This window comes from Sphingopyxis sp. BSN-002, from assembly GCF_022024275.1.
Classification (GTDB): Bacteria; Pseudomonadota; Alphaproteobacteria; order Sphingomonadales; family Sphingomonadaceae; genus Sphingopyxis.
In genome coordinates this window covers 812,384-839,285 of record NZ_CP091804.1, presented here as the reverse complement: position 1 = coordinate 839,285, position 26,902 = coordinate 812,384, and the positions used below count along the sequence as shown (strand labels likewise).

Below are 26,902 nucleotides of genomic sequence, written 5' to 3'. Positions count from 1 at the left end.
GCCCTTTTCCGTTTGGGAAGCTCTCGCTCTACTTCTTCTCGACCAGTTCGCGCAGCAGGAAGGCGTGCAGCATCGCTGCGCGCACGGCATCCTCGGCATGATCCGCGCCGACCGAATGGCCGCCCTCCAGATATTCGTGATAATAGACGCTATTGCCATATTCGGTCAGCCGCGCGGCAAATTTGCGCGCGTGGCCGGGATGGACGCGATCGTCCTTGGTCGAGAGATAGAGGAAGATCGGCGGGTATTTCACGCCCTCGCGGATGTTCTGATAGGGCGAATATTTCGACATGAACGCCCAGTCGTCGGGATTGTCGGGGTCGCCATATTCGGCGACCCATGAGGCGCCGGCGAGCAGCTTGTTATAGCGCTTCATGTCTTTCAGCGGCGAGCCCGAGATGACCGCGCCATAAAGGTCGGGGCGCTGCTCCATCGCGGCGCCGACAAGGACGCCGCCGTTCGAGCGGCCCGAGATCGCGATCTTGCCCTTCGAACTCACGCCGGTCGCGACCAGATCCTCGGCGACCGCGTGGAGATCGTCGAAGCTGTTCTGGCGTTTATCGCGCAATGCTGCCTGATGCCAGGCAGGACCATATTCGCCGCCGCCGCGGATGTTCGCGAGGACATAGGCGTTGCCGTCCTCGACCCAGAACAGGCCGAGCGGTCCGGCGCGGTATGGCTGCCCGGTCAGATAGCCGGGCGTCTGCGCGGCGCGGAAGCCGCCATAGGCATGAACGAGTGCCGGAACCGGACCGGTCGGGCCCTTTTTGCGGACGAGGAAATAAGGCACCTTGGTACCGTCCTTCGACGTTGCGAAGCGTTTCTCGACGCTCATGTCCTTCGCATCGAAGGTTGCGGGCAGACTCTGCACGGTCTGCGGAGAGCCGGTCTCGCCGACCGCATAGAGTGTCGGCGGCATGAGCATCGTCTCGGCGGTGACGAAAGCGAGGTCGCGGTCGTCGACCGTGCCGGCGATCGCCATCGTCGCGTTTGCGGTGACGGGCACCTCCTTCTGGCTCCAGCGCCCGTTCGGCTGATCACGGCGCAGCGCGAAGAGCTTGCCCTCGACATCGTCGAGCGCCTTGACCCACAGGACATTCTTGCTCGCGGCGACATTCTCGATCGCTTGCGATTTCGTCGGCGTCATCACGGGAACGAAGGGCACCTGGCCGCCGCTCGCGAGGATATCGAGCGGCAGCGCGAGGAGCGAGCCCGCGGGGAATTCGGCGAAGGGTTCGTTGAGAAAGATGATGACCTGACCGTCGACGACCGCGCGAATGTCGGCGGTGTCGGGAATGACGCTGCGGTCGAAATCGCCGTCCCCGGGGTTCGGCAGGTAGATGTCGCTGGTGTAGAAGGTCTTGTTGCGGCTGATCATCGTCCGGCGCTTGTCGCCGTCCATGAAAGCGAAGACGTTGATGCCCACGTCCGCCGCTTCACCCTCGGCAACTGTCACGGCGGCCGAGAGCGGCGTACCGCGCTTCCAGCGCTTGACGATGCGCGGATAGCCCGACGCCGTCATGCTGTCCTTGCCATAGTCGGTCGCGACCAGCAGCGTGTCGGCATTCTCCCATGTGACGCTGCTCTTCGCCTGCGGCAGCGTGAAGCCGCCGTCGACGAAGCTTTTCGTGGTGCGGTCCCATTCGCGCACGATGTCGGCGTCGGTGCCGCCGGGGCTGATCGAAACGAGGCAGCGCTTGTAGTCGGGGGCGAGGCAGTCGGCGCCGTGCCAGACCCAGCTCTGCTTCTCGGCCTTGCCGAGCGCATCCACGTCGATCAGCGTCGTCCAGACGGGCTTGCCGCCCAGATACGCGTCGAGCGGGCTCTGGCGCCAGATACCGCGCGGATTGGCCGCGTCGCGCCAGAAACTGGTGATCGTGTCGCCCATCACCTCGCCGGGCTCGGCGATCTGGCGATCGTCGTCGAGGATCGCCTTCGCGCGCTCACGATCCTTTTCGAAGCCGGGGCGGCTGCGGATCAGCCTGTCGGTTTCGGCATTTTCCTTTTTGACCCAGTCGAGCGCTTTCGCGCCCTCGATATCCTCCAGCCAGAGGTACGGATCCTTCGCCTCCTGCGCGGCCGCCGCGACGGCGACGAAGGACGAGGTGAGGGCTAGCGCGGCGAGCGTGGCGCGGATCATGATCGGAAAGTCTCCCCTGGGGTGTGGTGGCGCTGTGCTAGCACCATCAGACACCCGAGGGGAAGGGGGCGGGCGGCCCTATTGGTCGATGATCATCGTTCCCGGGTGATGCTTGTCGAGATGCTTCTTGATGATCCTGAGGTTGCGCGTGTTCGAACGGAACAGGAAGTCGAACGCGTCGCCGACCAGCGGTACGGCACCGAGTGCGGTATCGACGCCGAGATTGCCGACCATGCGCCAGATCTGCCATTTCGACATGCCGAGATTGCGGGCTTCCCAGATGAGGTAGGCGCCCATGGTCGCGGTGATCACGTCGCCGACGACGGGAACAAGGCCGACGATCGCGTCAAGGCCGACCGGACGGTTGATGCCGGGAATGACGAAGCTGCGTTCGAGCAGGATTTCGATCGTCTCGACGCGCTTGCGCAGCGCGGCGGGATCGCGGCGATTCTGGATGAGCGCGTCGAAGATCGCGTCGGGGCTCGGGGTCGAAGGGGCCATCGGGGTCCTTTCAATCAGCGCCCGAAGGTGAGCGCCACTGTATTAGTTAGGTAAGGCAATCAGATGATTCAATGGGTGAACCGCGCGGACGTTCGGGCGGAAGCCAGTGAGCCGCTGCGACGCGACCGACCAGCGCAGGGGCGAGGCGAGCGGGATGAAGGGAGAGTAGCGTGCGAGCAAAGCCTCCGCTTCGCCGACCTGTTGCGCGCGCTGGCCGGCGTCGATGTTGGCCGTGGTCGCCTCGATCAGTTCCTGCGCCTCGCGGTTGCAGAGCGTATCGCGCTGGCATGAAAGGCGACGGAGCGCCCAGAGCGCGTCGTCGTTCGGGGCGACCTCGTCGATCAGGCGCAGGTCGGCTGCCGACCCCATATTGACCCGGCGGCTTTCGATGCCGAGGCGCGCAAAGTCCGCCGCGACATAGGCAAAAAGGATGCGCCCGCCCGGCGTCGACGGCACGGCAATACGCAAGGGTTCGATCTGGCGCCCGCCCGCCCGCCAGGCGTCTACGGCGCGCTTTGCCTGCACGAGGCGCGAGGCATCGTCATAGTCCGCCCATGCCGGGAGCAGGGGTTCGGGGCCGCCATCGCGACGGAAGATCGACGGGCGCAGGGTCGTCTGCGGTTGCCACTCGGCCAGCCCGAACGCGTCGACAAGCCGCTGTCGCCGGATCGCGCGCGATAGCGCGTCGCGATTGGCGTCTGTCGCGAGAAAACCTTCGGCATTGGTGAAGGCGAGTCCGAACAACCCGGGTGCCGGATCGACCACGAGCCGCGAGCGGCCGATGTTCGACGCGACGAAATAGGGCAGGGTGGAAAAGCGGCCGCCGATCACGCCGTCGGCATAGCCGTTCCTGAAACGGGCGAGCGCGCCCTGCGGGGTCGTGCCGGTGAGTTCGATCGATGCGGCGGGATCGGCCGCAGCCGCCTCGGCTGCCGCGGGATCTTCGGCGAGCGGGTCGGGGACGGGCGAGAGCAGGACCGCTCGGCCGATCTTCTTTGCGCGCATCGGGCCCCAACCCATGCCCTTGTACACGATCGCCATCGACGGCTGGGCGAGCAGTTCGAGCATGTTCGGCTGCGGCACCGTCAGGCGTATCTCGATGACGCTGTCGGTCATCGCCTTGATCGTGTCGACCTCCGGAAAACCGGTCTTGAGGACATGCCGGCTCGCGGGGGCGAGGTAGGAGCGAAGCGTTGCGGCGACGTCTTCCGCCGTCACCTTGCGCCCGTTGGTCCATTTGGCTTCGCGAATACGGAAGATATAGCTGCGCCCGTCGGCCGTCACCGTCCAGCGTTCGGCTAGCCCGGTGTCGATCTGCCCCTCGCCGTCGAAGCTGACGAGGCCTTGGGCCGAAAGATCGAGCAGCGCGGCGTTGCCGGCGGAGAGTTCGCCGCCGATCGGGTTGGCGGCGGTGTTGAGGGGGCCGATCGCCGCGACTTTCACGGGCCCGCGCGAGCCGAAGAGGCCGCAACTCGCCAGCGCGAGCGAGGCGGAAGCGACGAGCAGAGGGGCGGCGGCGGAACGGACGAAACGCATCGCAGGCACCCTAGGACGCCGCGCCGCGCAAGACCATGGTCTTGTCGCGCGGTCGGCGATTTCGACAGTGGCGGCCGCGCTGCGCGCACCGCATGATCGCCACCCGGAAGAGGAGATGCCGCCGTGAAACCATCGAATGAAACGCTCGTGCTCGTCGACCGTCCGCGCGATCGGATCGCCCGTCTGACGCTCAATCGTCCCGAAAAGCGCAATGCGATGTCGAACGCGCTGCGGACGCAGCTTTTCGCGGCGCTCGAGGCCGCCGATCGCGATCCCGACATCGCGGTGATCGTGCTGCGCGGCGCTGGAAGCTGCTTCAGCGCCGGATACGACCTGTCGTCGGACGTCCGTGACGGGCAGCCCTGGTATAGCGCCGGGGGAATCGGCAACTGGCCGCGGCACGTCGTCGAGGGCTGTTTTCGCATTTGGGATATGGCCAAACCGGTGATCGGGCAGGTTCATGGCTATTGTCTCGCGGGGGGAACCGAACTCGCGGCGGCATGCGACCTGCTCTATGTCGCTGACGACGCGAAGATCGGCTATCCCGTCGTCCGCTCGATCAGCCCGCCCGACAACCAGTTCTACCCGTGGCTCGTCGGGATGCGGCGCGCGATGGAGATGATGCTGACCGGCGACACGATCAGCGGGATCGAGGCGGCTGCATCGGGCTTCGCCAATCGTGCGGTCCCCGGGGAGGAACTCGAGGCGCTGGTGCTGGACATGGCGTCGCGCGTTGCGATGGTGCCGCCCGACGTACAGCAGATCAACAAGCGCGCGGTCCACCGCCAGATGGAGGCGATGGGCATCCGCGCGGGGATACGCGCCGGGACGGAATTGCAGGCGATGAGCGCGATGACCGAATCGGCGCGTGCCTTCCACGCGTCGGTGCAGCAGGGCGGGCTGACCGCTGCTCTCAGCGAGCGCGATGGCCGGTTCGGCGATTACCGGACGGCCGGCGACTGATGAACGCGGGCGGATTTTCGACGAAGCGTGGCGGGCCGATGTCGATAAGATCGCGTGCGCATGATAGCCTCGTCCATCTTCAGTGAAGAGAAGGACTTATGGCCAAAACCTATCATGGAAGCTGTCATTGCGGACGCGTCGCGTTCGAGGTCGACATGGACTTTGCCGGCAGCAGCAAATGCAATTGCTCCTATTGCCGGAAACAGCGCAACTGGAACGTCCCGGCGCTGAAGCCCGACCAGTTCCGGCTGCTCAGGGGAGAGGAGCATCTCGGCGATTATGCGCGGAGCGGCGAGGGGTTCGAGACGCATCACCGCTTCTGCCGCGAGTGCGGTACGGCGACGCACGGGCACGGGTCGATTGATGCAATGGGCGGCGCTTTCGTCGGCGTCCGCATCGCCGCGCTCGACGATCTGTCGACCGACGAACTGATGGGCGCGCCGGTCACCTATTGCGACGGGCTCAACAACAATTGGTGGAATGCGCCGGAGGATATTCGGGCGCTTTAGCCATGTGGTGCGGACGCCGGGACTTGAACCCGGATACCCAGAGGATGGCAGATTTTAAGTCTGCTGCGTCTACCGATTTCGCCACGTCCGCACGGATGAGCCGGTCAAGCCGATGGGCTGATGGAGGTCAAGCGCTGTTTGGCGCTTCACCATGGCGGACCACTCGGCTAGACGCGGAGCCATGACTGCAGTTCTCGAAATTTCCGGACTCGGAAAGACTTACAAGAGCGGGCACCAGGCGCTTTCCGGTGTCGACCTTATCATCAACAAGGGGGAGATTTTCGCGCTGCTCGGGCCGAACGGCGCGGGCAAGACGACAATGATCAGCATCGTCTGCGGGATCGTGACGGCGAGCAGCGGTACGGTGACGGTCGGCGGGCACGATCATGCGAAAGACTATCGGGCCGCGCGCTCGATGATCGGGCTGGTGCCGCAGGAGCTCCACACCGACGCGTTCGAAAAGGTGATCACCACGGTGACCTTTTCGCGCGGCTTGTTCGGGAAGCCCAAGGATCCGGCATTTATCGAGCAATTGCTGAAGGACCTGTCGCTCTGGGACAAGCGGAACAGCAAGATCATGGAGTTGTCGGGGGGCATGAAGCGCCGCGTCATGATCGCGAAGGCGCTGAGCCACGAACCCGAAATCCTGTTCCTCGACGAGCCCACCGCCGGCGTCGATGTCGAGCTGCGCCGCGATATGTGGAACATGGTGCGCGGGCTGCGCGAACGCGGCGTCACGATCATCCTGACCACCCACTATATCGAGGAGGCCGAGGAGATGGCCGACCGGGTGGGCGTGATCAGCCACGGCAAGCTGATCCTGGTCGAGGAGAAGGATGCGCTGATCAAGAAGCTGGGGCGCAAGACGCTGACGCTCAACCTTGCCGATCCGCTGGCGGCGGTGCCCGACGAGCTGGCGCAGTGGAAGCTGCAGCTCGGTGGCGAGGGGTATGAGCTCGTCTATGAATTCGACAGCCAGGCCGAGGCGACCGGCGTGCCGTCGCTGCTGCGACGGATGAGTGACATCGGGGTCCAGTTCAAGGATCTCCACACCGAACAAAGCTCGCTCGAGGACATCTTCGTCGGGCTGGTGCATGAGAAGAAGAATGGGGAACGCGCCGCATGATCCAGAATATACGCGGTATTCGTTCGATCTACCTGTTCGAGATGGCGCGCTTCGGGCGCACCTTCTGGACCAGCCTGATGCTGCCGGTGATCACGACCACGCTCTATTTCGTCGTCTTCGGATCGGCGATCGGCAGCCGGATGAGCGACGTCAGCACCGTGCCCTATGGCGCGTTCATCGTTCCGGGGCTGATGATGCTGACGATGTTCACCGAAAGCATCAGCAACGCGAGTTTCGGCATCTATATGCCCAAATGGACGGGGACGATCTACGAGATGCTCTCGTCGCCGATGTCGCCGCTGGAGCTGCTGATCGCCTATGTCGGCGCGGCGGCGACCAAGTCGGTGATCATCGGATCGATCATCTTCGCAACCGCGCACCTGTTCGTCGACGTGCAGGTCATGCATCCGCTGCTGATGGTCGCCTTCATGATCCTGATGGCCGTGACCTTCTGCCTGTTCGGCTTCATCATCGGCATCTGGGCGCAGAGCTTCGAGCAGCTGCAGGTGATCCCGCTGCTCGTCGTCTATCCGCTTACCTTTCTGGGCGGGGCCTTCTATTCGCTTGATATGCTGCCCGCGGCGTGGCGGGCGGTGACGCTGTTCAATCCCGTCGTCTATCTGATCAGCGGCTTCCGCTGGACCTTCTTCGGACAGGGCGACGTCGGGATCGGCGTCAGCATGGGCGCGGTGACGCTGTTCCTGGCGCTGTGCCTGGCAGTGATTTTCTGGATGTTCCGGACAGGCTACCGGCTCAAGAACTGAGCCGGGCCCGAGCACTGGCAGGGAGGCGCGAGGTCAGTCGTTCAGACGCTCGCGCATTTCCTTTCCGGGCTTGAAATAAGGGACTTTTTTCGCGTTCACCGCGACCGGCGTGCCGGTACGCGGATTGCGGCCGGTGCGCGACTCGCGTGAGCGTGTCGAGAATGCTCCGAATCCGCGCAATTCGACGCGGCCCCCCGCCGCGAGTTGGTCTACGATCGAATCGAAAAACGCATCGACGATTCGCTCTACTTCTTCAAGGCGCAAGTCGCTGTTTTCACTCGCGATTTTTTGCACCAGTTCCGACCGGATCATGTGCTTCCCCTAAATATACACGCGCACCCCGCGGGATGCAGGCCATCCGGTCTTTGCCGGCTCGGTGTGCGTGAGGACCCCTCCCGACGCGGCCGAGAGACTAACATGAATCACTGTTCGGTCAAAATATATCACTGAAAGAAAAAGGCCCGCAGAGGGACACTCTGCGGGCCTTTTCTTTTGCCTGACGGCAGGAGGACGAAACTATCAGTCCTTCTTGCCGGCCTTCAGCGCTTCGCCGAGGATGTCGCCGAGCGATGCGCCCGAGTCCGATGAACCATATTGTGCGACAGCTTCCTTCTCTTCGGCGATCTGCATCGCCTTGACCGAGAAGCTGGGCTTCTTCGAGCGATCGAAGCCGATGACCATCGCGTCGAACTTCTGCCCGACCTGATAGCGCTCGGCGCGCTGCTCGTCGCGGTCGCGGCCGAGGTCGGCGCGCTTGATGAAGCCGGTGGCACCATCTTCGCCGGCCTGGACTTCGAGGCCGTTGTCGCGGACTTCGAGAACCGAGACGGTGACGATGTCGTTCTTCTTCAGCGAACCTGCACCGGCAGCCGAGCTGCCGCCGCCGACGGCCGGAGCACCCTTTTCAAGCTGCTTGATGCCGAGGCTGATGCGTTCCTTCTCGACGTCGACGTCGAGAACGACGACCTGCACGGCCTCGCCCTTGCGGTGGAGGTGCAGCGCTTCTTCGCCCGAGATGCCCCAAGCGATGTCCGACATGTGGACCATGCCGTCGACGTCGCCCGGAAGGCCGACGAACAGGCCGAATTCGGTCGCGTTCTTGACTTCGCCTTCGACGACCGAGCCGACCGGGTGGGCTTCGGCGAACGCCCCCCACGGATTCGACTGGGCCTGCTTGAGGCCGAGCGAGATACGGCGCTTGTCGCTGTCGACTTCGAGGACGATGACGTCGACTTCCTGGCTGGTCGAGACGATCTTGCCGGGGTGGACGTTCTTCTTGACCCACGACATTTCGCTGACGTGGACCAGGCCTTCGATGCCGGGTTCGAGTTCGACGAACGCACCATAGTCGGTGATATTCGTGACGGTGCCCGAGAGCTTCGCACCGACGGGGTACTTGGCGGCGACGCCTTCCCACGGATCGCTTTCGAGCTGCTTCATGCCGAGGCTGATGCGCTGCGTGTCGCGGTTGATGCGGATGATCTGGACGCGGACGGTGTCACCGATGTTGATGACTTCGCTCGGGTGGTTGACGCGCTTGTAGCTCATGTCGGTGACATGGAGCAGGCCGTCGATGCCGCCGAGGTCGACGAACGCACCGTAATCGGTGATGTTCTTGACCGCGCCTTCGATGATCTGGCCCTCTTCGAGGTTCATGATCAGGCCCGAACGCTGTTCGGCGCGCGTTTCTTCGAGGATGGCGCGGCGCGACACGACGATGTTGCCGCGGCGACGATCCATCTTGAGGATCTGGAAGGGCTGCGGCAGGTCCATGAGCGGGCCGACGTCGCGCACGGGGCGGATGTCGACCTGCGAACCCGGAAGGAACGCCACGGCGCCGCCGAGGTCGACGGTGAAGCCGCCCTTGACGCGGCCGAAGATGACGCCTTCGACGCGGGCTTCCTTGTTGAATTCTTCTTCGAGGCGGTCCCATGCAGCTTCGCGGCGAGCACGGTCGCGCGACAGCATGGTTTCGCCATTGGCGTTTTCGACGCGGTCGACATAGACTTCGACTTCGTCACCGACGTTGAGGTCGGCTTTCTGGCCGGGCATCGCGAATTCGCGAAGCGGCACGCGGCCTTCGCTCTTCAGGCCGATGTCGATCACTGCCAAGTCGTTTTCGATCGCGGTCACGGTGCCCTTGACGACGCGGCCTTCAAAGCCGCCATCAGCACCACCCAGCGATTCGTCGAGCATCGCGGCGAAATCGTCGCGCGACGGAAAAGCCGTAGAGGCCATATTGGGTTTCCTTACTTCATTCTGTTCCGGCCAAGCGGTTGGTTCCGCTGGTCTTTTGGCCGATCCGCCACGCCCGCCGAATGCGATGCGCAGCATCCTGAGAGCTTCCTCGGGCGGGGCAGGGGCAAAGCAAAAAGGGCGCGACAGGGAAGCCCCGTCACGCCCGACGCTCTTCTATCGAGCGGCGGCTTGTTCCTGCCTCGACCGGCTGAAAGCCCGTCGGACGGCGCGCATATATGGCGAAAGACGCCAGAAAGCAAGGCGAAAGCCCCGCCTTCCTTGGGGTAAACCGCATCGTAAGACCTTGCTTATAGATTCTCCCAAGTAATCGAGAGGGGTCTCATCGGATGCAAGGGGCAGTATACGGCAAGTTCGCCGATCCGGCGGTCGAAGCGCGATTCCAGCAATCGGCGCGGGCATTGCGGCTGCCGTTCGTGCGCATCTATGGCGTGCTCTTCATGCTCGTGGCGCTCGCCTACACGATCGCGAACCCGATGCTCGTCAACCCCGTCGACACCGCCAAGCTGGCGGTCCTGTTCGGATCGACGCTGATTCTGGCGGGTGCCTATATCGGATCAACCTTCTGGCGCGGTTATCTGTCGCGGCCGGGGATCGACTTCGCGGCGCTGCTGGGGATCGTGTTCCTCGTCGGGCACATCAACCTGATCCTGTTCGACGAGCTGATCGACATGCAGGAGCAGATGCACGCGGTCGGGGTGATCAACCGGCTGTCGGTCAGCGCCTTTGCCGCGGTCGCGCTGGCGGGACGGCCGCGGCTTTTCCTGTTGTGGCTCGGGCTCGACCTCACCGTTTTCCTGTCGACCGTGCTGCCGGTGCAGAGCCACGGCGCGGGACTGTGGTACGCGCTCCTCAGCTATCTGAGCGGCGCGACGATCATGCTCGCGATCAATTTCGCGATCGACCGGTCGAGCCGCGGCGCCTTCGCGCTGGCCGAGGCGCTCGAGATCGAGCGCAAGAAGAACGAGGATCTGGTCTATAACATGCTGCCGCAGGCGGCGGTCGAGAAGATCCGCGACGGGCGGATGGTCGCCGATGCCTATGCCGACGCGAGCGTGATCTTCATCGACATGGCGGGCTTTACCAGCCTGACCAAGCGCGTATCGCCCGGGCATCTGGTCGAAGTGCTCAACGCCTTCTTCAATCACGCCGACGCCTGTGCGGCGAAGCACGGTGTCGAGAAGGTGAAGACGATCGGTGACGCCTATCTGGCCATCGCGGGCGGCAATGTGACGAGTGGCAACAGCGCCGACTCCGCAATCGCCTTTGCCCGCGATGTGCTGGAGGGGGTGCCACGGCTGCAGGACGTCGCGGGGACCGATGTCGGGCTGCGCGCCGGCATCCACAGCGGGCCGGTGGTCGGCGGGGTGATCGGCGCGACGCGCATGGCCTATGATTATTGGGGCGAGACCGTGAATATGGCGGCGCGCCTCGAGGGCACGGCGCCCGTCAACGGCATCGCGATATCGGAGAGCACCTGGCTCCGCGCCAAGGACCGCGCGGCCTTCGGCCCGCCGCATAACGAAATGCTGAAGGGTGTGGGCGAGACCTGCGTCTATCACGCCGGACCCGCGCCCGAGCGGCCGGCGCTGCCCGAGATCAGCTGGGTCGCCTGACCCGATCCTCGACGAAGGCAATCGCGGCCGCGATCGCTTCCTCTATATCCATCTCGCTGTTGTCGAGCAGCAGCGCGTCGTCGGCCTGCAGCAGCGGTGCGTCGGCGCGGCCGGTGTCGCGCGCGTCGCGCGAATGGATGTCGGCGAGCACGGCGTCATAGGTCACGGCGACACCGCGTGCGAGCATCTCGGCATGGCGGCGGCGCGCGCGCTCTTCTGGGCTCGCGGTGACGAACAGCTTCGCGTCGGCGTGCGGCGCGATGACGGTGCCGATGTCGCGCCCGTCGAGCACCGCGCCGCCGGGCTGGTTCGCGAAATCGACCTGCCTCTGGAAGAGCGCTTTCCGCACGGCAGGGTGGATCGATACGCGCGACGCAAGGCTGCCGGTGCTTTCGTAGCGGAGCGCCGGATCATCGAGCAGGCTGTCCGGAAAGTCGCATGCGGTGAGGGCATCGGCGCTGTCGTCGGGGTCGCCATGGTTGAGCTGTGTCTGATAGCCGACCGCGCGGTAGAGCAATCCCGTGTCGAGCACGGGGAGACCGAAATGGTCGGCCAGCGCGCGGGCGATGGTGCCCTTGCCCGACGCGGTGGGGCCGTCGACGGCGACGATCATCCCTGAAGTCCGGCGAGCAACGCTTCGAAGTTGGGGAAGCTCGTCGCGACGGGCGCGATGTCGTCGATCGTCACCGGCGCCTTGCTGACGAGTCCCGCCACCGCGAAGCTCATGCAGATACGGTGGTCGAGGTGGCCGGCGGTCGTCGCGCCGCCGGGCAGCGGGTCGCCGCCCGTGCCGTCGATGATCAGCCCGTCTTCGCTCTCCTCGACGCGCGCGCCGATCGCTTTCAAACCGGTCGCCATGACCGACAGGCGGTCGCTTTCCTTGACGCGAAGCTCGTCGAGGCCGGTTGTGGTGCTGCGGCCCTCGGCGAGCGCCGCGGCGACGAACAGGATCGGGAATTCGTCGACCATGCTCGGGACGACGGCTGGATCGACCTCGATCCCCTTCAGTGCGCTGTGGCGGACGCGAAGGTCGGCAACGGGCTCGCCGCCGACGGTGCGTGCGTCGAGCAGCTCGATGTCGCCGCCCATCTGTTTGAGAACCTCGATCAGGCCGGCGCGGGTCGGGTTGAGGCCGACGTTGGCGATCGTGATGTCGCTGCCGGGGACGATCAGCGCGGCGACGATGAAGAAGGCGGCCGACGAGGGGTCGCCGGGGACGACGATCGTCTGGGGCTTCAGCTCGGCCTCGCCGCGGATACGGATATGGCGGGTGCCGTCGCCGTCGGTCTCGACCGTCAGCTCGGCGCCGAAGCCCCTGAGCATGCGCTCGCTATGATCGCGTGTCGGGACCGGCTCGATGACTTCGGTGATGCCGGGGGTGTTGAGGCCCGCGAGCAGTACCGCGCTCTTTACCTGCGCCGACGCCATCGGCAGGCGGTAGGAGAGGGGAATGGCCGGCGCGAGACCGCGGACCATCAGCGGCAGGCGGCCACCCGGGGAGGCGTTGATGTCGGCGCCCATCTGCGAAAGCGGGTCGATCACGCGGCCCATCGGGCGGCCCGACAGGCTGGCGTCGCCGATGAAGGTCGTGGCGATGGGGTGGCTTGCGACGAGCCCCATCAGCAGACGCGTGGATGTGCCGCTGTTCCCCATGTCGAGCGCCTCGCGCGGCTGGAGGAGGCCGCCGACCCCTACGCCGTGGATACGCCATTCGCCATCGTCCTTCCGCTCGATCGTCGCACCCATCGCGCGCATCGCGGCGGCCGTGGCGAGAACGTCATGCCCTTCGAGCAAGCCCGTGACGCGACTTTCGCCCACGGCGAGTGCCGAGAGCATCAGCGAACGGTGCGAGATGCTCTTGTCACCCGGAATCGCGATCCTACCTTTGAGCGGTACGGACGCGGAAAAGCTGCGGGGCGTTGGGGTCTGGTCGGTCATGTCGTGCGGCTTTTGACAGCGGCCCGACAATCTGGCAAGGCGCACGCCGATTTGACGGATAGCTATTCTGCCGCCGTCGCTCTTCCGATATTCTTATCCTGTTTCCAAAGGGTTACGAGGCATATTATGATCAAGGCTGAATGGGGCACGAAGCGTAGCTGCCCGAAATGCGCGACCCGATTCTATGATTTGACCAAGGATGACCCGGTCACCTGCATCAACTGCGGTTATGCGTGGCTGCCGGAATCGGTGCTGAAATCGAAGCAGCCGATGCCGTTCGAACAGATCGAGAAGCCCGGCAAGGTCGCCAAGGAAGAAGGCGTCGACGAGGATCTGGATCTGGACGTCGATGTCGACGAGGACAGCGATTCGCCCGACAATGACGTCGACCTTGGCGGCGACGACGATCTTGGCGTCGACACCGGCGACGACGGCGACGACGAAAGCTGATTATTATAGCGGGGGGCCAAAAAAGCATCTTCCGATGCATTTGGCCCCTTGCATAACGGACGCGCGCTGGTAAAGGCGGCGTCCCGGTCGCACCACCCAGGGCGACCCGCAAAATGGCACGGGGCCTTAGCTCAGCTGGGAGAGCGCTACAATGGCATTGTAGAGGTCAGCGGTTCGATCCCGCTAGGCTCCACCATTTTTCAGGAAGGCCCGCATTTGCGGGCCTTTTTCTTTGCGCGATCAAGCGGGGACGCGATGTCCCCGGGCGATCCGCGACGCGTGGCGGAACAGCGGAACGGTCAGTGTCGTCGAAACGAGCGCGAGCGTCACGAGCACCGCAAAGACCGTCGGAGTGATCAGGCCCGCCTGCACGAGGATCGTGGCGGCGACGATTTCCATCAATCCCTTGCATTGCAGGAGCAGACCGAGCCGCGTGCGCTCGCGCGCAGCCATGCCGGGCGACGGCGGGACGAGATGCACGGCGGCAAGCTTCGCCGCGCCTGCGAGCAACAGCAGGGTGAAGGCGGCGCCGATCGCGACCGGGGTCAGCACCGCGCCGTCGATACTGAGTCCGCGATGCGCGAAGAAAAGCGGCGACAGCCCGAAGAGCGCGATCTTTCCCAGCCGTTCGGGCATCAGCCTGTCGGCAAGGCGCGCCGGCACCATCGCTCCGGCGAAATAGGCGCCGAGCAGTTCGTGCAGTCCGAGCGCCGAGGTCGCCCAGCTTCCCGCGGCGAGATAGGCGAGGCCGATCAGAACGGACGGGGCAATATGCCCGGGGAGCAGGCGGTCGATCCGGCCGCGCAGCGTTGGCATCAATGCCAGCGCGCCGCATGCGGCAAGGATCGTCCAGCCGCCGGTTGCAAAGCCGCCGCTGTCGCCATTGTGGATGAAGAGCAGCAGGGCAAGGCCGGCCCAGAGGATCGCATCGTCGAGCGCCGCGATGCGCAGCGACAGGTTGCCAAGCGGACGGTCCCTTGCCGGAAGCTCGCGCACGATCCCGACCAGTACGGGGAGCGCGCTCACTGCGAGGCAAAGCCCGATCGCGCCCGCCGAGAGCAACGGCGAGACCCCCTCTGGCCGCGCAAGTACGAGGTCGAGCGCACCGGAGAGCGCGATCAGGAACCCGACAGCGAAGGGAAGGGCGAGCGCGACCAGCGCGGAGGCGGCGGCTTGCCCGCCAAGGCGCGGCAGGTGCGCCGAAGCTGTGCGCGTCTCGAGCCCCGCGCTGAACGCCAGCGCGAGCACGCCGCACCAGCCGATCGCTTCGCCAAGCGGCGAGGGGCCGAGCATCGCCTTGTCGAAACCGAACCGGTCGGCTGCAATCGCGACGGACAGGCCGGCGAGGATCGGGAGCACCGCCATCGGGACCGCGCCCCGGACGAGCCGCCAGCAAAGCAGCGGCACGACGAGGAAGCAGACGAGATCGACGAGGAACCCCATGGGGTCTGGTTATCCCCGGCAGGTGCCTTCGACAAGCGATTTTGTGAACGTTCTCTCGGAGCGGGCCGGCAGCTATTCGGCGGCTTCGTCCTTGTCGAAGAGCGGTTCCATCTGGATCGGATCGGCGAGGCTTATGCGATCGAGGATCGCCGCGGTATCGTCGCGGACCTTCAGCATCAGGCTGCGCATCCGGCACTCGGCCTCGGGCAGGCAATTCTTGCACTGCTCGTGCGCATTGCGTGCAGCACACGGCACCAGCGCGAGCGAGCCGCGCGTCAGGCGGACGAGGTCGCCATAGCTGATGTCGATCGGGGGCAGCGCAAGCTGATAGCCGCCGTCGCGGCCGCGCTGCGAAATGAGCAGGCCCTCGCGCGCCATTTCGGACAGGATCACGGTCAGGAATTTCGGCGGGATATTCTGCGCATCCGCAATATCCGCGAGCTGGACCTGCCCCTTGCCCCAATGGTCGGCAAGGTGCTGGAAGGCACGGATCGTATAGCGGGTCTTTTGCGACAGCATGACAGGCGGTTTGTTACATATTCAGCCTTAATTCAACCTGTCCGGCTGAGATAATCTTGTGCTGTTGATGAAAATCACAGCGAGTGGCATGAACCTCGGCTACAGGGGTCGTGCGATTGCCCGCAATCCGGGCGTGATGAGGGTGGATTTCGATGACGCACAGAATTTTATGTGCCCCGGCGGTCCTTGCGGCGTGCATGCTGGCGGTATCGCCGGCGCAGGCGCAGTTCGGCAGCATCCTGCGCAAGGTGACGACCCCGGCGCCCAAGCCCAGCGAAGACGACAATGGCGGCTGTCCCAAGGGCAAGAAGGGCAGCAGTTCCGGACGCGCGATTATCGGCGGTGTGCTCGATAGCGCGATCGGCAGCGCGGCGAGCAAGGCCGGCGTCTATAGCTATGTGCCGATCGCCGAGGTGAGCGGGACGCTGACCAACGCCATCGCATGCAAGCTCGACCCCGCGGAGCAGGTGCAGGCGGCGGCCGCGACCGAGGAAATCACCCGCGAGGGCGAGATCGGCTCGACCGCGAACTGGACCAGCGAAACGCGCGAGAATGTCAGTGGCTCGTCGACCGTTGCGTCGAAGAACCAGCTCGCCGACGGCACAAGCTGCATGAATGTCACCGACATCGTCATCGTCGAGGGCGAAGAAACGCGCGTGTCGAAGAAGATGTGCCGCGGACCGGGGCAGTCGCGCTATGCCCTTGCCGCGTAAAGCCGTCCGTCTCGCCCTTGCGGGCGCGGCGCTCGCCTGCCTGACCGGGGCAGCGAAGGTCCAGATGGACCCCGCGAACCCGACCTGTCCGCTGAATCCCGACTGGTCGGCGAACACGACGATGCAGTTCACGCCGGTGAAGAAAGGTAGCGCCAAGGTGCTACTCGCCGAGGGACGTATCGATTCCGGCGCGCCCGACCGGCTCAAGAAAGCGCTCGAGGCCAATCCCGACGTCGCCGAGGTGTGGCTGCGCTCGCCGGGGGGCGACGCGCGCGCGGGCAATGCCGCAGGGCGGATCATCCGGTCGAACTTCGGCCTGACGACGCGCATTCCTGCGGGCTGGGCGTGCTTCAGCGCGTGCAATTTCATTTTCATGGGCGGGCAGCCGCGCGTCATCGATCCGGGCGGCCTGTTCATCGTCCATATGTTCACGCGAACGGGCGACCGCAGCGCGATCGACATGAGCGTCGCGATGGGTACCGACGCGACCAAGGAACTGATCGGCGACATCGAACAGGATGCCGCGCTGCTCGCGAGCGAGGACAATGACTTCCTGATCCGCATGGGCGTGTCGCGCAAGCTGCTGACCGAGGTGATGTACCAGCAGAAGGCGCTGGCGAACGCCGAGGACAAGTCGACGCGGCGTTGTCTGACGCAGGCAGAGGTCAAGACCTATAACGTTGCAAATAACAACGAATAGGATAGGCTGGCAGCCAATAAGGAGAGGCTGCCATGAACGACATGACACACGAGCATGCGACGTTTCGCTCGATGATCGACGGAACGCAGCAAGACTGGGATATCATTGCGCGCGAGCAGAAGGAGTTTGCCCCGAACAACGGCAAGCGCATCCTCGACCATCTGAAGCTGCTCGGCGGCGATTATGGCGGTTTTCCGGTCGACCGGCTCGAGCATTGTCTGCAGACCGCGACGCGCGCGCACCGCGACGGGCGCGACGAGGAATATGTCGTGATGGCGCTGCTCCATGACATCGGCGATACGCTGGGCGCGTTCAACCATCCCGACGTCGCGGCGGCGATCCTGAAACCCTTCCTGTCCGAGGAAAATCTGTGGATCGTCCAGCACCACGGCATTTTCCAGGGCCATTATTTCTTCCACTATATCGGCCTCGACCGCGACATGCGCGACCAGTTCGCCGACAGCCCTTACGCGGCCGCCTGCGCCGAATTCTGCGAGAAATATGACGCGCCGGCGTTCGATCCCGACTACGACACGCTGCCGCTCGAATTTTTCGAGCCGATGGTCGAACGGCTCTGCTCCTATCCGCGCCAGAGCATCTACAAGAAGGTGATGGTCGAGGAAGCGGCGGAATAGAAACCCCGGCGCAAGGCCGGGGCTTTCCACTGTCGCATTTTGAACCCCGGCCTCGCGCCGGGGTTTGCATTTCGGGGCCTATTTGCCCTTGAATTCGGTCTTGCGCTTCTGCTGGAAGGCCATGATGCCTTCGACTGCGTCGGCGGTGCCGCCGGCGATAAACTGGCCCTTGGCTTCGGCGTCGAGCGTGTCCGAGAAGCTCTGCGACAGCCCGTCGCGCAGCACCTTGCGCATCGTGCCGAGCGCGATGGTCGGGCCGTTCGCGAGCCGCGTCGCGAGCCCTTTCGCCTCGGCCATCAGGTCGGCATCGTCGACACTCTTGTAGATCATGCCCCAGTCGGCGGCCTGATCGGCGGAAATCTTCTCGCCCAGCATCATCATCTGCAATGCGCGCGGCACGCCGACCAGGCGCGGCAGCAGCCACGACGAGCCGCCATCGGGGACGAGGCCGATGTTGACGAAGGCCTGGAGGAAATAGGCGCTCTTGCCTGCGATCGTGAAGTCGCCCGACAGCGCGAAGCTGCAGCCGACGCCGGCCGCGGGGCCATTGACCGCGACGACGACGGGGATGTCGAGATTGGCGAGCGCGAGCAGCATCGGGTTGTAATGACCGCGCAGCGCATTGCGGCTCCGCGCGCCGCCACCGACGGCGCCACCCGACGACCGGTCGCCGGCGAGATCGGCGCCCGAACAAAAGCCACGGCCTTCCCCGGTGATCAGAAGCGCGCGGGCACCAAGGCCCGGCAGATAGTCGAGCGCCGCGCGGATATCGTCGGCCATCGCGGGCGGCATCGAGTTGAGGCGGTCCGGACGGTTCAGCGTAATCGTCGCGACATTGTCGGCGATGTCGAGCTTGATCGTGTCGAAGTCGGGGGTGTCGGCCATGGGGAAGAATCCTCTCGCGCAAGTTTACCTTTACGTTCACGTAAAGTTGTGACCGATTTGGGTGACGAGTGCAAGAGCTTAGGGCTGATGCTTTCGATAGCGATTTTGCATCGTCGCCGATCAGTATTTGCGGAAGCGCAGGTCGCCGTCCTTGCGGTGCAGGACCGCGCCGTTATCCGTCTGTTCCAGGCACGCGCCGTCCATGTCGACCACGCCGATATCGTTCGGGATCAGGTTGACGCGCAGCTTGCCGCCGTCGGCCGCGGCGAGGTCATAGCGCGGCGCCGTGATGCCATAGATCGGTTCGCGGATTTCGACCCACCTCGGCACGCGCTTGTCGTCCTCGGGCATCGTCCAGCCGTCGTACTGCGTATAGCCCTCTGCCGGCTCGCCGCTGTCGAAGCCGATCACGAAATCGACCCCGGGAATGGCTTCGCCGTTCGGCCAGGTGACGAGCAGTGTAGGGATGGCACCCTCGACCTCGATGGGCGTACCCTTTTCAAACGCGGGCGGTACGGGTTTGGGCTCGGTGGTCAGGCAGATGGCGTCGTCGCGTGCTTCCCAGCGTCCCTCGGCACGCTCGTCGAGTGCACCGGCCGCGAGCATATACTGAAAGCGACCATCGTTGCGGATGAGAAGGCCGCCGCCGACGTCGGGCCCCTCGACGAGACTATATTCGCCGACGAACGGCGAGTCCTGTGCGGCTGCGGGCGCCGCGATCAATGCAAGGGCAAGGAAAAGATATCGCATCGGCGGATCATGCGTCCGGCGCGCGGCGGGCGCCAGCCCCTTTCCACATCGCGCCTCACCTGCTAGGCGCCCGCGCCATGTCCAAGCATCCCGACCGCCGTACCTTTGCCATCATCTCGCACCCCGACGCGGGCAAGACGACGCTGACCGAAAAGCTACTCGTCGCGGGCGGGGCGATCCATATGGCGGGCGAGGTCAAGGCACGCGGGGCGGCGCGGCGCGCGCGCTCCGACTGGATGAAGATCGAGCAGCAGCGCGGGATCTCGGTGACCTCGTCGGTGATGACCTTCGAGCATGACGGGCTCGTCTTCAACCTGCTCGACACGCCGGGCCACGAGGATTTCAGCGAGGACACCTATCGCACGCTCACCGCGGTCGACAGCGCGGTGATGGTGATCGACGCCGCAAAGGGCATCGAACCGCAGACGTTGAAGTTGTTCGAGGTGTGCCGCCTGCGCTCGGTCCCGATCATCACCTTCGTCAACAAGGTCGACCGCGAAGGGTTGCCGCCGTTCGAGCTGCTCGACGAGGTCGCCGACCGGCTGGCGCTCGACGTCTGCCCGATGAACTGGCCCGCGGGCATGGGCGGCCAGTTCGAGGGGATTTACGATCTGGTCGACCCCGCGATCATGAAGCCCGGCGGCGATGCATCGCGCATGTATGAAGGCGACCGTTTCAGCGTGTCGGGACTCGACGATGGCGCGCTCGCGGCACAGCTCAGCGCCGACGCGCTCGCGCACCTCAAGGAAGAGACCGAGCTGGCGTCGGCCTGCTATGCACCCTTCGATGCCGCCGCCTACCGCAACGGCGACCTGACCCCGGTCTATTTCGGGTCGGCGCTCAAGGAATTCGGCGTCGTCGATCTCCTCTCGGCGCTGGCCAATCATGCGCCGGGACCGCAGCCGCAGCCCGCCGAGCCCGCGCCGGTACAGCCCGACGACGAGGCGGTGACCGGCTTCGTCTTCAAGGTGCAGGCGAACATGAACCCCGCGCACCGCGACCGCATCGCCTTCATGCGCCTCTGCTCGGGCAAGTTCGAGCGCGGGATGCGGCTGATGCAGGGCGGGACCGGAAAGGCGATCGCGATCAGCCGCCCGATGCTGTTCCTCGCGCAGGACCGCGAAATGGCTGAGGAAGCCTGGCCCGGCGATATCATCGGCATTCCGAACCATGGCACCTTGCGCGTCGGCGATACGCTGTCCGAGCGCACCGATATCACGATCACCGGCTTGCCGAACTTCGCCCCCGAAATCCTGCGCCGCGTCGCGCTGGTCGATCCGACCAAGACGAAGCAGCTCCGCAAGGCGCTCGACGATATGGCCGAGGAGGGGATCATCCAGGTCTTCTATCCCGAGATCGGGTCGAACATGATCGTGGGCGTCGTCGGCCAGCTACAGCTCGAAGTGCTGATCAGCCGGCTCGAGGCCGAATATAAGGTAGAGGCGAAGCTCGAAGCTTCGCCCTGGGACACCGCGCGCTGGATCGCGAGCGACGATGCCGCGGCGCTGAAGGCGTTTCAGGCGGATCATCGCGGCGCCAGCGCCACCGACCGCGACGGCGCGCCGGTGTTCATGGCGAAGGACGCGTGGGAAGTCGGCTATGTGACCCAGCGCCACCCCGCGATCCGCTTTACCGCGACGAAAGAGCGCGTCTTCGCCGACGCCTCCTGAGCAGCCGGGGTTGATCGCCGCGGCCAAGTCCGCCACCGTGACGTCATCGTCGACCAGGGTGGGGGTATCGATGCGCGGATGGATTTTGGCGCTCGCGGTGATCGCAGGCAGTGTGCCGGCAGCGGCGCAGACGATCAACATGCCGATCGCCAAGGGCTTCTGGATTGCCGCGACCGGCAAATGCGCGACCGCGACCAATGGCTATGCCTATGATGGTGCGCGCTGGGGCGCGGTCTATTTTTACGGTCCGAATGCCAGCATGGGTCCGGTCGCCGAGATGGAGAAGATAGGGCGCACGAATCCGGTTCCCGGCGGCTTCACCAACATGCAACTCGGCGACTATCAGGGTATGGGCTATTTCCATCTGAAGGCGGTCGCGGCGGGCAAGGCGGTCCTGCGCACCGGCGCACCCGGACCTGAGGGTGTTCAGGTGATGGATGATGCGATCGTCGTTTGCGATCTCAAATCGCTGTCGCCAAGGATGCAGGCGGCCCTGAAGCGCCTCGCGCCGGCGCTCGCCGTCAAATAAGGCTGAGCAGATCGGCGGGCGCCGCGACGACGCCCTCGTTTTCATCGTCTTCGCCCTCGAACTTGCTCAATGTGATGCCGAGCAGGCGGATGCCCTGTCCGGTCGGTAGCAGCGGGGCCAGGATCGCTTCACCCGCAGCGAGCAGGCTGGCCCCGTCGAGGATAGGGAAGGGGACCGACTTCGCGCGGGTGATCGTCTGGAAATCGGCATAGCGCAGCTTCAGCGTCACCGTTCGTCCGCGCGCGCCTTTCTTCGCGGCGCGGTCCCAGACGACCGTGCAGACATGCGCCAGCGCTTCGCGGATTTCGGTGTCGGTGATCAGGTCGTTGAAGAAGGTGCGCTCGCCGCCGAGCGACTTCAGCGGCCGGTTCGACTTGACGCGGCGGTGGTCGATCCCCTGCGCAAGATTGTGGAGCCATTCGGCGCTGTTCCCGAAATGCTCCGCCAGCCATGCCATATCCTTGTCCACAAGATCGGCGCCCGAAAAGACCCCGAGTCCCTCCATCTTGGCCGCCGTCACCGGGCCGATGCCGTGGAAACGCCGGATCGAGAGCGTCTGGACGAAAGCGGCGCCCTCGCCGGGGCGGACGATGGTCAGCCCATCGGGTTTGTTCTGGTCCGACGCGAGCTTGGCGATGAACTTGTTGTACGAGACGCCTGCCGAGGCGGTGAGCCCCGTCTCCTCGCGGATACGACGACGGATCAGCTTCGCGGCTGCGGTCGCGCTCCCGAGGCCCGCCTTGTCGCGGCTGACGTCGAGATAGGCTTCGTCCAGTGACAGCGGTTCGACCTCGTCGGCATAGTCGCGGAAGATTGCACGGATCTGATGCGAGATGTCGCGATAGACCTCGAAGCGCGGCGGTACGAAGATCAGGTCGGGGCACTGGCGCTTCGCGGTAATGCTGGGCATCGCCGAGCGGACGCCGAACTTGCGGGCCTCGTAACTCGCCGCAGCGACGACACCACGCCGCGACGATCCGCCGACCGCGACCGGCTTCCCGCGCAGCGCAGGATCGTCGCGCTGTTCGACCGACGCGTAAAAGGCATCCATGTCGACGTGGATGATCTTGCGCACAGAGGGCGCCGCCGCATCGGTGTCCGGGACAGGATTCTCGCCGTCTTCCACGGGAGGGGCTTAGCATGTTGCCCGAATGTTCTCAATGTCCGGCAGATTGTCGGGCCGGGCGGGCGATAATCGGGCCGGATCGGCGGGCCGCCATCGCCATGCGAAATGGAAGCTGCTATACCGCTCGGCGGCGGGGGTCGTTCCATGGAGTTTCCATGATGGAACCAAGGACCGTCGCGGCCTGCGCGTTGATACTCGCGGTACTCGCCATGATCGTGATCGCAATCGTCCGCATCACCCGCCGTTCGCGCGAGGAACGGAAAAAATACCACCGCCGTTGGCAGCGCGGGCACCACAGCGATCCGGAGATATAGGCGGGGGTGGAGCGGGTAGCGGGAATCGAACCCGCCTAGCTAGCTTGGAAGGCTAGAGCATTACCACTATGCTATACCCGCATATCCAAGGCGGCGGCGATTGCCAGTTTGGCTGCGCGCCGTCAAGCATTAGGCTTCGGTCGCGCGGTCCATCGCCTCCATATGCGCCTCGGGAGGTTCGCACGGGGCGGGCGGGTCGCCCTCCAGCATGGTGAAGCGCGCGCCGCGTTCGAGCGTGCGGTGCACGGGGCAGCGCTCGGCGATCTCCATGATCCGCGCGCGCTGTTCGGCGTCGAGGTCGCCCTCGACCGAAACCCGCACGTTGAACAGGTCGGGTTGCGGGTCGCTTACATCCTTCTCATGCCCGACAGCGGTCCGGATGCGCTTCACCGGCCATTTCTTGTTCTCGGCATAGAGGCGCAGCGTCATCGTCGTACAGGCCGCGAGCGCCGAGGAGAGCAGGTCGAACGGGCTGGGCCCCGACCCCATGCCGCCGACGCTCTCGGGTTCGTCGGCGAGGAAGACGTGGCCGCCGGCGGTGATCGCGACCTGGAATTTGCCATCGCCGGTCTCCTCCGCCTCGGCATCGAACGGCGGCGGCGGCGGATCGGCGGGTCTGGTGAGATAGGGTGCGGCCCAGGCGGCGATCATCGTGCCGACGCGCTCGATATCCTGCGGGCGGCTGAGCAGATGATCAGCATCGTCGAGAGACACGAAGCTCTTGGGATGGCGCGCGGCGACATAGATCTTCGTCGCATTCTCGATCCCGACGGTGTCGTCGAGCGGCGCGTGCATCACGAGCAGCGGGCGATGCAGAGCGGCGAGGCGTGCGCCCTGGTCTTGCTGGCGGAGGTCGTCGATCAGCCCCTTGCCGACGCGGAAGGGGCGCCCGGCAAGCAGCACGTCGGCGGCGCCCTCGGCATCGATCGCGGCGAGCGCGGCGGGATCGAACTGGTGCAGTGTGTGCGCGACATCGAAGGGGGCGTTGACGGTCGCGACCGCGCGGATCGAGGGGAGATCGCTCGCGGCCGCGATTGCCGCCGCTCCGCCGAGGCTGTGTCCGATCAGCAGCGACGGGGCCTTGTCCTCCGCGGCGAGCGCCGCCGCGGCTGCCTGCAGATCCTGCACATCATAGGAGAAGCGGCTGTCGGCAAAATCGCCCTCGCTGTCGCCCAGCCCCGCGAAGTCGAAGCGCAACACGCCGATGCCCTGCCGCGCGAGCAGACGCGCGATGCGGACCGCGGCGCGGTTGTCCTTGCCGCAGGTGAAGCAATGCGCGAAGATCGCCCAGCCGCGGACGCGCCCGCCGGGCAGTTCCATCCGCCCCGAAAGCTGTTTGCCCGTCGATCCCGAAAAATGAAACGGACGCGTGACCATGGCGCTTTCCCCTCGCTGACGCGTCGACTCCGGCGACGGCGCGCCGATGGTCACGCTTCGGGCGCCGATTGTCCAACAGGAACTTTCGCGCGCCGCCGCCGTTGTACCAGCGCATTCATCATGCAGGAAAAAGCGGCGCGACGACGGGTCGTCCGGCTTCCGGAAGGACATGGCATGTCGTCCGGAAGACGGCTTCGCACGTCCGCCCGGAAGGAGACTTCAGATGTTCAAATGGGCTTTGATCTTTGCCGTGATCGCGCTGGTCGCGGCGCTGCTCGGTTTCGGCGGCATCGCCGGGGCTGCGGGCGGCATCGCGAAAATCCTGTTCTTCGTCGGTCTGGCGCTGGTCGCGCTTTTCGTCATCCTCGGCGCCACCGTGGCGAAGAAGGTCACTTGAAGCCAGAAAAACGCGCGCCGGAATTTTTCTGCAACGATGCGGGAACCATCCAGTCACACCGGCGTTTCACATACCTACTCGATCGAAAGAAACGGTAGAATTTGCTTCCTGTCTTCGGACGGAAGCTAGGGAGCCCCGCCGCAGAAATGCGACGGGGCTTACTCGTTTCAGGCGGGGAATGCGGCGAGGACGCGCCGTTCGAGGACCGCCAGCGGGATACGTCCCGCGCCCAGCACCACATCGTGAAAGCGCTTGATGTCATAGCTTTTGCGCTTCGACACGGCGTCGCGCGCGCGGCTGATCGCGATCTGGCCGACCTTGTAGGCGCAGGCCTGCCCCGGATAGACGATGTAGCGGTCGATCTCGGTGCGCGACGCGCTTGCCGAGTTCGAGGAGTTTTCGACCATATAGTCGATCGCCTGCTGCCGGCTCCAGCCCATTGCGTGGAGGCCGGTATCGACGACGAGGCGCGACGCGCGGAAGGCGTAGGACGCGAGATAGCCGATCTTGCCGAGCGGATCGTCGTCGTACATGCCGAGCTCGTCGGCAACCTGTTCGGCGTAGAGACCCCAGCCTTCGCCATAAGCGGTCACCGATGCCGCCTGCCGATAGAGCGGCAGTTCGGCATCCTCGAACTTCAGGGCGCCTTCGAACAAATGTCCCGGCGCGCCCTCATGATAGGCCAGCGTAGAGAGGGTATAGCGCGGCCATTCGGCGGTATCTCGCAGGTTGATGAAGAAGATGCCGGGGCGTGAGCCGTCGGGGGTTCCCGCCTGCGCCGATCCGCCGGGCGCGCCGATCTCGATCTCGGGCGGAACGCGGCGGATCTCGTAGGGTGCCTTCGGCATCCGGCTGAACACTTGCGGCAACCGCGCGCGGATCGCGGTGAGGCGGCCGTTGAGATAGGCCAGCATTTCGGCGCGGCCCGTGTCGTCATTGGCGAACAGCTGGCCCTCGGCCTTGCCGAGCGCTTCGAGGCGTTCGCGGATGCTGCCGTCCTTGTAACCCTGCGCCTTCAGCAGCGCGTCCATGCGGGCGTTGAGATCGGCGACCTGCTCGCGGCCGATACGGTGGATTTCGGCAGCGCCGAGGTTCGTCGTCGTGTGCTGCGCCAGCGTTGCGGCATAATAGGCCTCGCCATCGGGCAGGCGCGACACGCCCGCGGCATCGCCCGAACGCGGCAGCAAGTCTGTGAGGACGTCGATCTGGCGCGTCAGCGCAGCGCGGATCGGACCTTCGAAGGCGGCGGCGGCGCGGGTGTCATATCCCGTCAGGCCGAGTTTCGCGCTACGCCTGGAGATCGAGGCGACGAGCGTCTTCGTCGCGACATCGCCGTCGCGGAGGCGTGCGAGCTGCTGGAGCGCCTGATCGAGGATGAAGCGCGGCGCGACGACGCCGGCCGCGGCGTTCGCCTTCACGATTTCGGTGTCATCGTCGAACAGTGTCGGGATCGCATCGAGCCGCGCCATATAGGCGTCGGCATCAGCCTTGCTCTCGACCGGATGCTGGCTGTCGAGGAAGGTGCTGACGCCCGTATAGAAGCCGCCGAGCTGGGTCACGCCATAGGGGCCGGGGCGGTGGCCGAAGCCGCCGCTGTGATAGGCGAAGCGCGCGAGCCGCTGGCGTGCGACGAGGTCGAATTCGGCGCTGTCATGTGCGACGCGCGCGCTGTCGCCGAGCGTCTTCGGATCAATCGCGCGTACCGCGGCAAGGTCGACATCGATCTGTTTGCTGCGCTTTTCGCGTGCAGCCGCCGACCAGTCCGGAAATTGCGAGCGCAAGGCGGCGCGGGCGCCCGTGTCGATGCCGAGGCCGGTCGCGCGGGTGGGGTCGTCGCGGAGCCCCGCTTCGAACTGGCTCGACAACAGGGCGTCGAGTTTCGCGTCGCCGCTTTCGGCCGCGAAAGCCGGTCGGATCGTTCCTGCCAGTGCCAGACTGCCTGCACCCGCCAGCAACGTCCGACGATCGACCGCGAAACCCGTCATATGATTCTCCTCTCGTTTGAGAGGAGCCTAGGGGGCGCTCCGGGCAGCCGCAACCGGCGC

At 65.2% G+C, this 26,902-nt stretch carries 27 protein-coding genes and 3 tRNA genes; 14 read left to right on the top strand and 16 right to left on the bottom strand.

Annotated features, from left to right (window positions below):
* Positions 1–28 precede the first annotated feature (28 nt).
* From L7H23_RS04195 to L7H23_RS04185, 3 genes are all read right to left on the bottom strand, one after another.
* A complete protein-coding gene (locus L7H23_RS04195; RefSeq protein ID WP_237838108.1) occupies positions 29–2,140 on the bottom strand; it encodes a prolyl oligopeptidase family serine peptidase in 2,112 nt (703 codons plus the stop codon).
* Between the two features lie 78 nt (positions 2,141–2,218).
* Positions 2,219–2,641 (bottom strand): DUF4112 domain-containing protein, encoded by a 423-nt coding sequence (locus L7H23_RS04190; protein WP_237838107.1) that lies wholly within the window; start codon positions 2,639–2,641, stop codon positions 2,219–2,221.
* Positions 2,642–2,683: 42 nt separating this feature from the next.
* The gene (locus tag L7H23_RS04185) at positions 2,684–4,177 is read right to left on the bottom strand and encodes an ABC transporter substrate-binding protein (RefSeq protein ID WP_237838106.1); all 1,494 of its coding nucleotides are present in this window, start codon (positions 4,175–4,177) and stop codon (positions 2,684–2,686) included.
* A gap of 123 nt (positions 4,178–4,300) precedes the next feature.
* Between L7H23_RS04185 and L7H23_RS04180 the strand changes: the two genes are divergently transcribed.
* Both L7H23_RS04180 and L7H23_RS04175 read left to right on the top strand, forming a co-directional pair.
* Entirely contained in the window at positions 4,301–5,140 is an 840-nt protein-coding gene (locus L7H23_RS04180) for an enoyl-CoA hydratase-related protein (protein ID WP_237838105.1), read from the top strand.
* Positions 5,141–5,238: 98 nt separating this feature from the next.
* Positions 5,239–5,649 (top strand): GFA family protein, encoded by a 411-nt coding sequence (locus L7H23_RS04175; protein ID WP_237838104.1) that lies wholly within the window; start codon positions 5,239–5,241, stop codon positions 5,647–5,649.
* A gap of 5 nt (positions 5,650–5,654) precedes the next feature.
* On the opposite strand, the gene L7H23_RS04170 is transcribed toward L7H23_RS04175, so the two are convergent.
* Positions 5,655–5,740: transfer RNA gene (locus L7H23_RS04170), tRNA-Leu, on the bottom strand.
* A 90-nt stretch (positions 5,741–5,830) separates the two neighbouring features.
* Between L7H23_RS04170 and L7H23_RS04165 the strand changes: the two genes are divergently transcribed.
* Together L7H23_RS04165 and L7H23_RS04160 are read left to right on the top strand one after the other, a co-directional pair.
* Positions 5,831–6,775 carry an ABC transporter ATP-binding protein gene (locus L7H23_RS04165; protein ID WP_237838103.1) on the top strand — a complete coding sequence of 315 codons (945 nt, stop codon included), beginning with the start codon at positions 5,831–5,833 and terminating at the stop codon, positions 6,773–6,775.
* Positions 6,772–7,539, top strand: coding sequence for an ABC transporter permease (locus L7H23_RS04160; protein ID WP_237838102.1), 768 nt, complete (start codon positions 6,772–6,774; stop codon positions 7,537–7,539). The genes L7H23_RS04165 and L7H23_RS04160 overlap by 4 nt, the downstream gene beginning before the upstream one ends.
* A gap of 33 nt (positions 7,540–7,572) precedes the next feature.
* On the opposite strand, the gene L7H23_RS04155 is transcribed toward L7H23_RS04160, so the two are convergent.
* Both L7H23_RS04155 and rpsA read right to left on the bottom strand, forming a co-directional pair.
* Complete coding sequence (locus L7H23_RS04155; protein WP_237838101.1) at positions 7,573–7,851, bottom strand: integration host factor subunit beta; 279 nt, start codon at positions 7,849–7,851, stop codon at positions 7,573–7,575.
* 207 nt (positions 7,852–8,058) lie between these two features.
* Positions 8,059–9,777 (bottom strand): 30S ribosomal protein S1, encoded by a 1,719-nt coding sequence (rpsA, locus tag L7H23_RS04150; protein WP_237838100.1) that lies wholly within the window; start codon positions 9,775–9,777, stop codon positions 8,059–8,061.
* Between the two features lie 347 nt (positions 9,778–10,124).
* Between rpsA and L7H23_RS04145 the strand changes: the two genes are divergently transcribed.
* The gene (locus tag L7H23_RS04145; RefSeq protein WP_237838099.1) at positions 10,125–11,411 is read left to right on the top strand and encodes an adenylate/guanylate cyclase domain-containing protein; all 1,287 of its coding nucleotides are present in this window, start codon (positions 10,125–10,127) and stop codon (positions 11,409–11,411) included.
* Here L7H23_RS04145 and L7H23_RS04140 read toward each other — a convergent pair.
* Positions 11,395–12,024 (bottom strand): (d)CMP kinase, encoded by a 630-nt coding sequence (locus L7H23_RS04140; protein WP_237838098.1) that lies wholly within the window; start codon positions 12,022–12,024, stop codon positions 11,395–11,397. The genes L7H23_RS04145 and L7H23_RS04140 overlap by 17 nt on opposite strands.
* Positions 12,021–13,349, bottom strand: a complete 1,329-nt coding sequence (gene aroA, locus L7H23_RS04135) for a 3-phosphoshikimate 1-carboxyvinyltransferase (RefSeq protein ID WP_237838097.1) — start codon at positions 13,347–13,349, stop codon at positions 12,021–12,023. The genes L7H23_RS04140 and aroA overlap by 4 nt, the downstream gene beginning before the upstream one ends.
* Positions 13,350–13,475: 126 nt before the next feature.
* Between aroA and L7H23_RS04130 the strand changes: the two genes are divergently transcribed.
* Together L7H23_RS04130 and L7H23_RS04125 are read left to right on the top strand one after the other, a co-directional pair.
* Positions 13,476–13,799, top strand: a complete 324-nt coding sequence (locus L7H23_RS04130; protein WP_237838096.1) for a TIGR02300 family protein — start codon at positions 13,476–13,478, stop codon at positions 13,797–13,799.
* Between the two features lie 120 nt (positions 13,800–13,919).
* Positions 13,920–13,995: transfer RNA gene (locus L7H23_RS04125), tRNA-Ala, on the top strand.
* A 44-nt stretch (positions 13,996–14,039) separates the two neighbouring features.
* On the opposite strand, the gene L7H23_RS04120 is transcribed toward L7H23_RS04125, so the two are convergent.
* Entirely contained in the window at positions 14,040–15,242 is a 1,203-nt protein-coding gene (locus L7H23_RS04120) for a cation:proton antiporter (protein ID WP_237838095.1), read from the bottom strand.
* A 72-nt stretch (positions 15,243–15,314) separates the two neighbouring features.
* Complete coding sequence (locus tag L7H23_RS04115; protein WP_237838094.1) at positions 15,315–15,761, bottom strand: Rrf2 family transcriptional regulator; 447 nt, start codon at positions 15,759–15,761, stop codon at positions 15,315–15,317.
* A gap of 152 nt (positions 15,762–15,913) precedes the next feature.
* On the opposite strand from L7H23_RS04115, the gene L7H23_RS04110 reads away from it, so the two are divergent.
* From L7H23_RS04110 to L7H23_RS04100, 3 genes are read left to right on the top strand one after another with little or no spacing between them, the layout of a single operon-like run.
* The gene (locus tag L7H23_RS04110) at positions 15,914–16,474 is read left to right on the top strand and encodes a hypothetical protein (RefSeq protein ID WP_237838093.1); all 561 of its coding nucleotides are present in this window, start codon (positions 15,914–15,916) and stop codon (positions 16,472–16,474) included.
* Positions 16,458–17,174: a hypothetical protein gene (locus L7H23_RS04105; protein WP_237838092.1), complete on the top strand. Its 717-nt coding sequence runs from the start codon at positions 16,458–16,460 to the stop codon at positions 17,172–17,174. The genes L7H23_RS04110 and L7H23_RS04105 overlap by 17 nt, the downstream gene beginning before the upstream one ends.
* A gap of 32 nt (positions 17,175–17,206) precedes the next feature.
* Positions 17,207–17,809, top strand: a complete 603-nt coding sequence (locus L7H23_RS04100) for an HD domain-containing protein (protein ID WP_237838091.1) — start codon at positions 17,207–17,209, stop codon at positions 17,807–17,809.
* A 78-nt stretch (positions 17,810–17,887) separates the two neighbouring features.
* Here L7H23_RS04100 and L7H23_RS04095 read toward each other — a convergent pair whose 3' ends face one another.
* On the bottom strand, positions 17,888–18,694 hold the full coding sequence (locus L7H23_RS04095) for an enoyl-CoA hydratase-related protein (protein ID WP_237838090.1): 807 nt from the start codon (positions 18,692–18,694) through the stop codon (positions 17,888–17,890).
* 120 nt (positions 18,695–18,814) lie between these two features.
* Positions 18,815–19,444 carry a hypothetical protein gene (locus tag L7H23_RS04090; RefSeq protein ID WP_237838089.1) on the bottom strand — a complete coding sequence of 210 codons (630 nt, stop codon included), beginning with the start codon at positions 19,442–19,444 and terminating at the stop codon, positions 18,815–18,817.
* 77 nt (positions 19,445–19,521) lie between these two features.
* Between L7H23_RS04090 and L7H23_RS04085 the strand changes: the two genes are divergently transcribed.
* Both L7H23_RS04085 and L7H23_RS04080 read left to right on the top strand, forming a co-directional pair.
* A complete protein-coding gene (locus tag L7H23_RS04085; RefSeq protein WP_237838088.1) occupies positions 19,522–21,114 on the top strand; it encodes a peptide chain release factor 3 in 1,593 nt (530 codons plus the stop codon).
* A 70-nt stretch (positions 21,115–21,184) separates the two neighbouring features.
* Complete coding sequence (locus tag L7H23_RS04080) at positions 21,185–21,643, top strand: hypothetical protein (protein ID WP_237838087.1); 459 nt, start codon at positions 21,185–21,187, stop codon at positions 21,641–21,643.
* On the opposite strand, the gene dinB is transcribed toward L7H23_RS04080, so the two are convergent.
* On the bottom strand, positions 21,636–22,718 hold the full coding sequence (gene dinB, locus L7H23_RS04075) for a DNA polymerase IV (RefSeq protein ID WP_275671222.1): 1,083 nt from the start codon (positions 22,716–22,718) through the stop codon (positions 21,636–21,638). The genes L7H23_RS04080 and dinB overlap by 8 nt on opposite strands.
* A gap of 206 nt (positions 22,719–22,924) precedes the next feature.
* Between dinB and L7H23_RS04070 the strand changes: the two genes are divergently transcribed.
* Positions 22,925–23,083 carry a hypothetical protein gene (locus L7H23_RS04070; protein WP_237838086.1) on the top strand — a complete coding sequence of 53 codons (159 nt, stop codon included), beginning with the start codon at positions 22,925–22,927 and terminating at the stop codon, positions 23,081–23,083.
* A 7-nt stretch (positions 23,084–23,090) separates the two neighbouring features.
* Here L7H23_RS04070 and L7H23_RS04065 read toward each other — a convergent pair.
* Positions 23,091–23,164 (bottom strand) — tRNA-Gly (locus L7H23_RS04065).
* Positions 23,165–23,212: 48 nt separating this feature from the next.
* Positions 23,213–24,460: a bifunctional alpha/beta hydrolase/OsmC family protein gene (locus L7H23_RS04060; protein ID WP_237838085.1), complete on the bottom strand. Its 1,248-nt coding sequence runs from the start codon at positions 24,458–24,460 to the stop codon at positions 23,213–23,215.
* Positions 24,461–24,683: 223 nt separating this feature from the next.
* Between L7H23_RS04060 and L7H23_RS04055 the strand changes: the two genes are divergently transcribed.
* Positions 24,684–24,857 carry a DUF1328 domain-containing protein gene (locus L7H23_RS04055; protein WP_237838084.1) on the top strand — a complete coding sequence of 58 codons (174 nt, stop codon included), beginning with the start codon at positions 24,684–24,686 and terminating at the stop codon, positions 24,855–24,857.
* A gap of 167 nt (positions 24,858–25,024) precedes the next feature.
* On the opposite strand, the gene L7H23_RS04050 is transcribed toward L7H23_RS04055, so the two are convergent.
* Positions 25,025–26,842 carry a DUF885 family protein gene (locus tag L7H23_RS04050; protein ID WP_237838083.1) on the bottom strand — a complete coding sequence of 606 codons (1,818 nt, stop codon included), beginning with the start codon at positions 26,840–26,842 and terminating at the stop codon, positions 25,025–25,027.
* Between the last annotated feature and the right edge of the window lie 60 nt (positions 26,843–26,902).

Coding starts and splice junctions, on each gene's coding strand:
- L7H23_RS04195 (WP_237838108.1), bottom strand. CDS start 2,140: ATGATCCGCGCCACGCTCGCCGCGCTAGCCCTCACCTCGTCCTTCGTC.
- L7H23_RS04190 (WP_237838107.1), bottom strand. CDS start 2,641: ATGGCCCCTTCGACCCCGAGCCCCGACGCGATCTTCGACGCGCTCATC.
- L7H23_RS04185 (WP_237838106.1), bottom strand. CDS start 4,177: ATGCGTTTCGTCCGTTCCGCCGCCGCCCCTCTGCTCGTCGCTTCCGCC.
- L7H23_RS04175 (WP_237838104.1), top strand. CDS start 5,239: ATGGCCAAAACCTATCATGGAAGCTGTCATTGCGGACGCGTCGCGTTC.
- L7H23_RS04165 (WP_237838103.1), top strand. CDS start 5,831: ATGACTGCAGTTCTCGAAATTTCCGGACTCGGAAAGACTTACAAGAGC.
- L7H23_RS04160 (WP_237838102.1), top strand. CDS start 6,772: ATGATCCAGAATATACGCGGTATTCGTTCGATCTACCTGTTCGAGATG.
- L7H23_RS04155 (WP_237838101.1), bottom strand. CDS start 7,851: ATGATCCGGTCGGAACTGGTGCAAAAAATCGCGAGTGAAAACAGCGAC.
- rpsA (WP_237838100.1), bottom strand. CDS start 9,777: ATGGCCTCTACGGCTTTTCCGTCGCGCGACGATTTCGCCGCGATGCTC.
- L7H23_RS04145 (WP_237838099.1), top strand. CDS start 10,125: ATGCAAGGGGCAGTATACGGCAAGTTCGCCGATCCGGCGGTCGAAGCG.
- L7H23_RS04140 (WP_237838098.1), bottom strand. CDS start 12,024: ATGATCGTCGCCGTCGACGGCCCCACCGCGTCGGGCAAGGGCACCATC.
- aroA (WP_237838097.1), bottom strand. CDS start 13,349: ATGACCGACCAGACCCCAACGCCCCGCAGCTTTTCCGCGTCCGTACCG.
- L7H23_RS04130 (WP_237838096.1), top strand. CDS start 13,476: ATGATCAAGGCTGAATGGGGCACGAAGCGTAGCTGCCCGAAATGCGCG.
- L7H23_RS04120 (WP_237838095.1), bottom strand. CDS start 15,242: ATGGGGTTCCTCGTCGATCTCGTCTGCTTCCTCGTCGTGCCGCTGCTT.
- L7H23_RS04115 (WP_237838094.1), bottom strand. CDS start 15,761: ATGCTGTCGCAAAAGACCCGCTATACGATCCGTGCCTTCCAGCACCTT.
- L7H23_RS04110 (WP_237838093.1), top strand. CDS start 15,914: ATGACGCACAGAATTTTATGTGCCCCGGCGGTCCTTGCGGCGTGCATG.
- L7H23_RS04105 (WP_237838092.1), top strand. CDS start 16,458: ATGCCCTTGCCGCGTAAAGCCGTCCGTCTCGCCCTTGCGGGCGCGGCG.
- L7H23_RS04100 (WP_237838091.1), top strand. CDS start 17,207: ATGAACGACATGACACACGAGCATGCGACGTTTCGCTCGATGATCGAC.
- L7H23_RS04095 (WP_237838090.1), bottom strand. CDS start 18,694: ATGGCCGACACCCCCGACTTCGACACGATCAAGCTCGACATCGCCGAC.
- L7H23_RS04090 (WP_237838089.1), bottom strand. CDS start 19,444: ATGCGATATCTTTTCCTTGCCCTTGCATTGATCGCGGCGCCCGCAGCC.
- L7H23_RS04085 (WP_237838088.1), top strand. CDS start 19,522: ATGTCCAAGCATCCCGACCGCCGTACCTTTGCCATCATCTCGCACCCC.
- L7H23_RS04080 (WP_237838087.1), top strand. CDS start 21,185: ATGCGCGGATGGATTTTGGCGCTCGCGGTGATCGCAGGCAGTGTGCCG.
- L7H23_RS04070 (WP_237838086.1), top strand. CDS start 22,925: ATGATGGAACCAAGGACCGTCGCGGCCTGCGCGTTGATACTCGCGGTA.
- L7H23_RS04060 (WP_237838085.1), bottom strand. CDS start 24,460: ATGGTCACGCGTCCGTTTCATTTTTCGGGATCGACGGGCAAACAGCTT.
- L7H23_RS04055 (WP_237838084.1), top strand. CDS start 24,684: ATGTTCAAATGGGCTTTGATCTTTGCCGTGATCGCGCTGGTCGCGGCG.
- L7H23_RS04050 (WP_237838083.1), bottom strand. CDS start 26,842: ATGACGGGTTTCGCGGTCGATCGTCGGACGTTGCTGGCGGGTGCAGGC.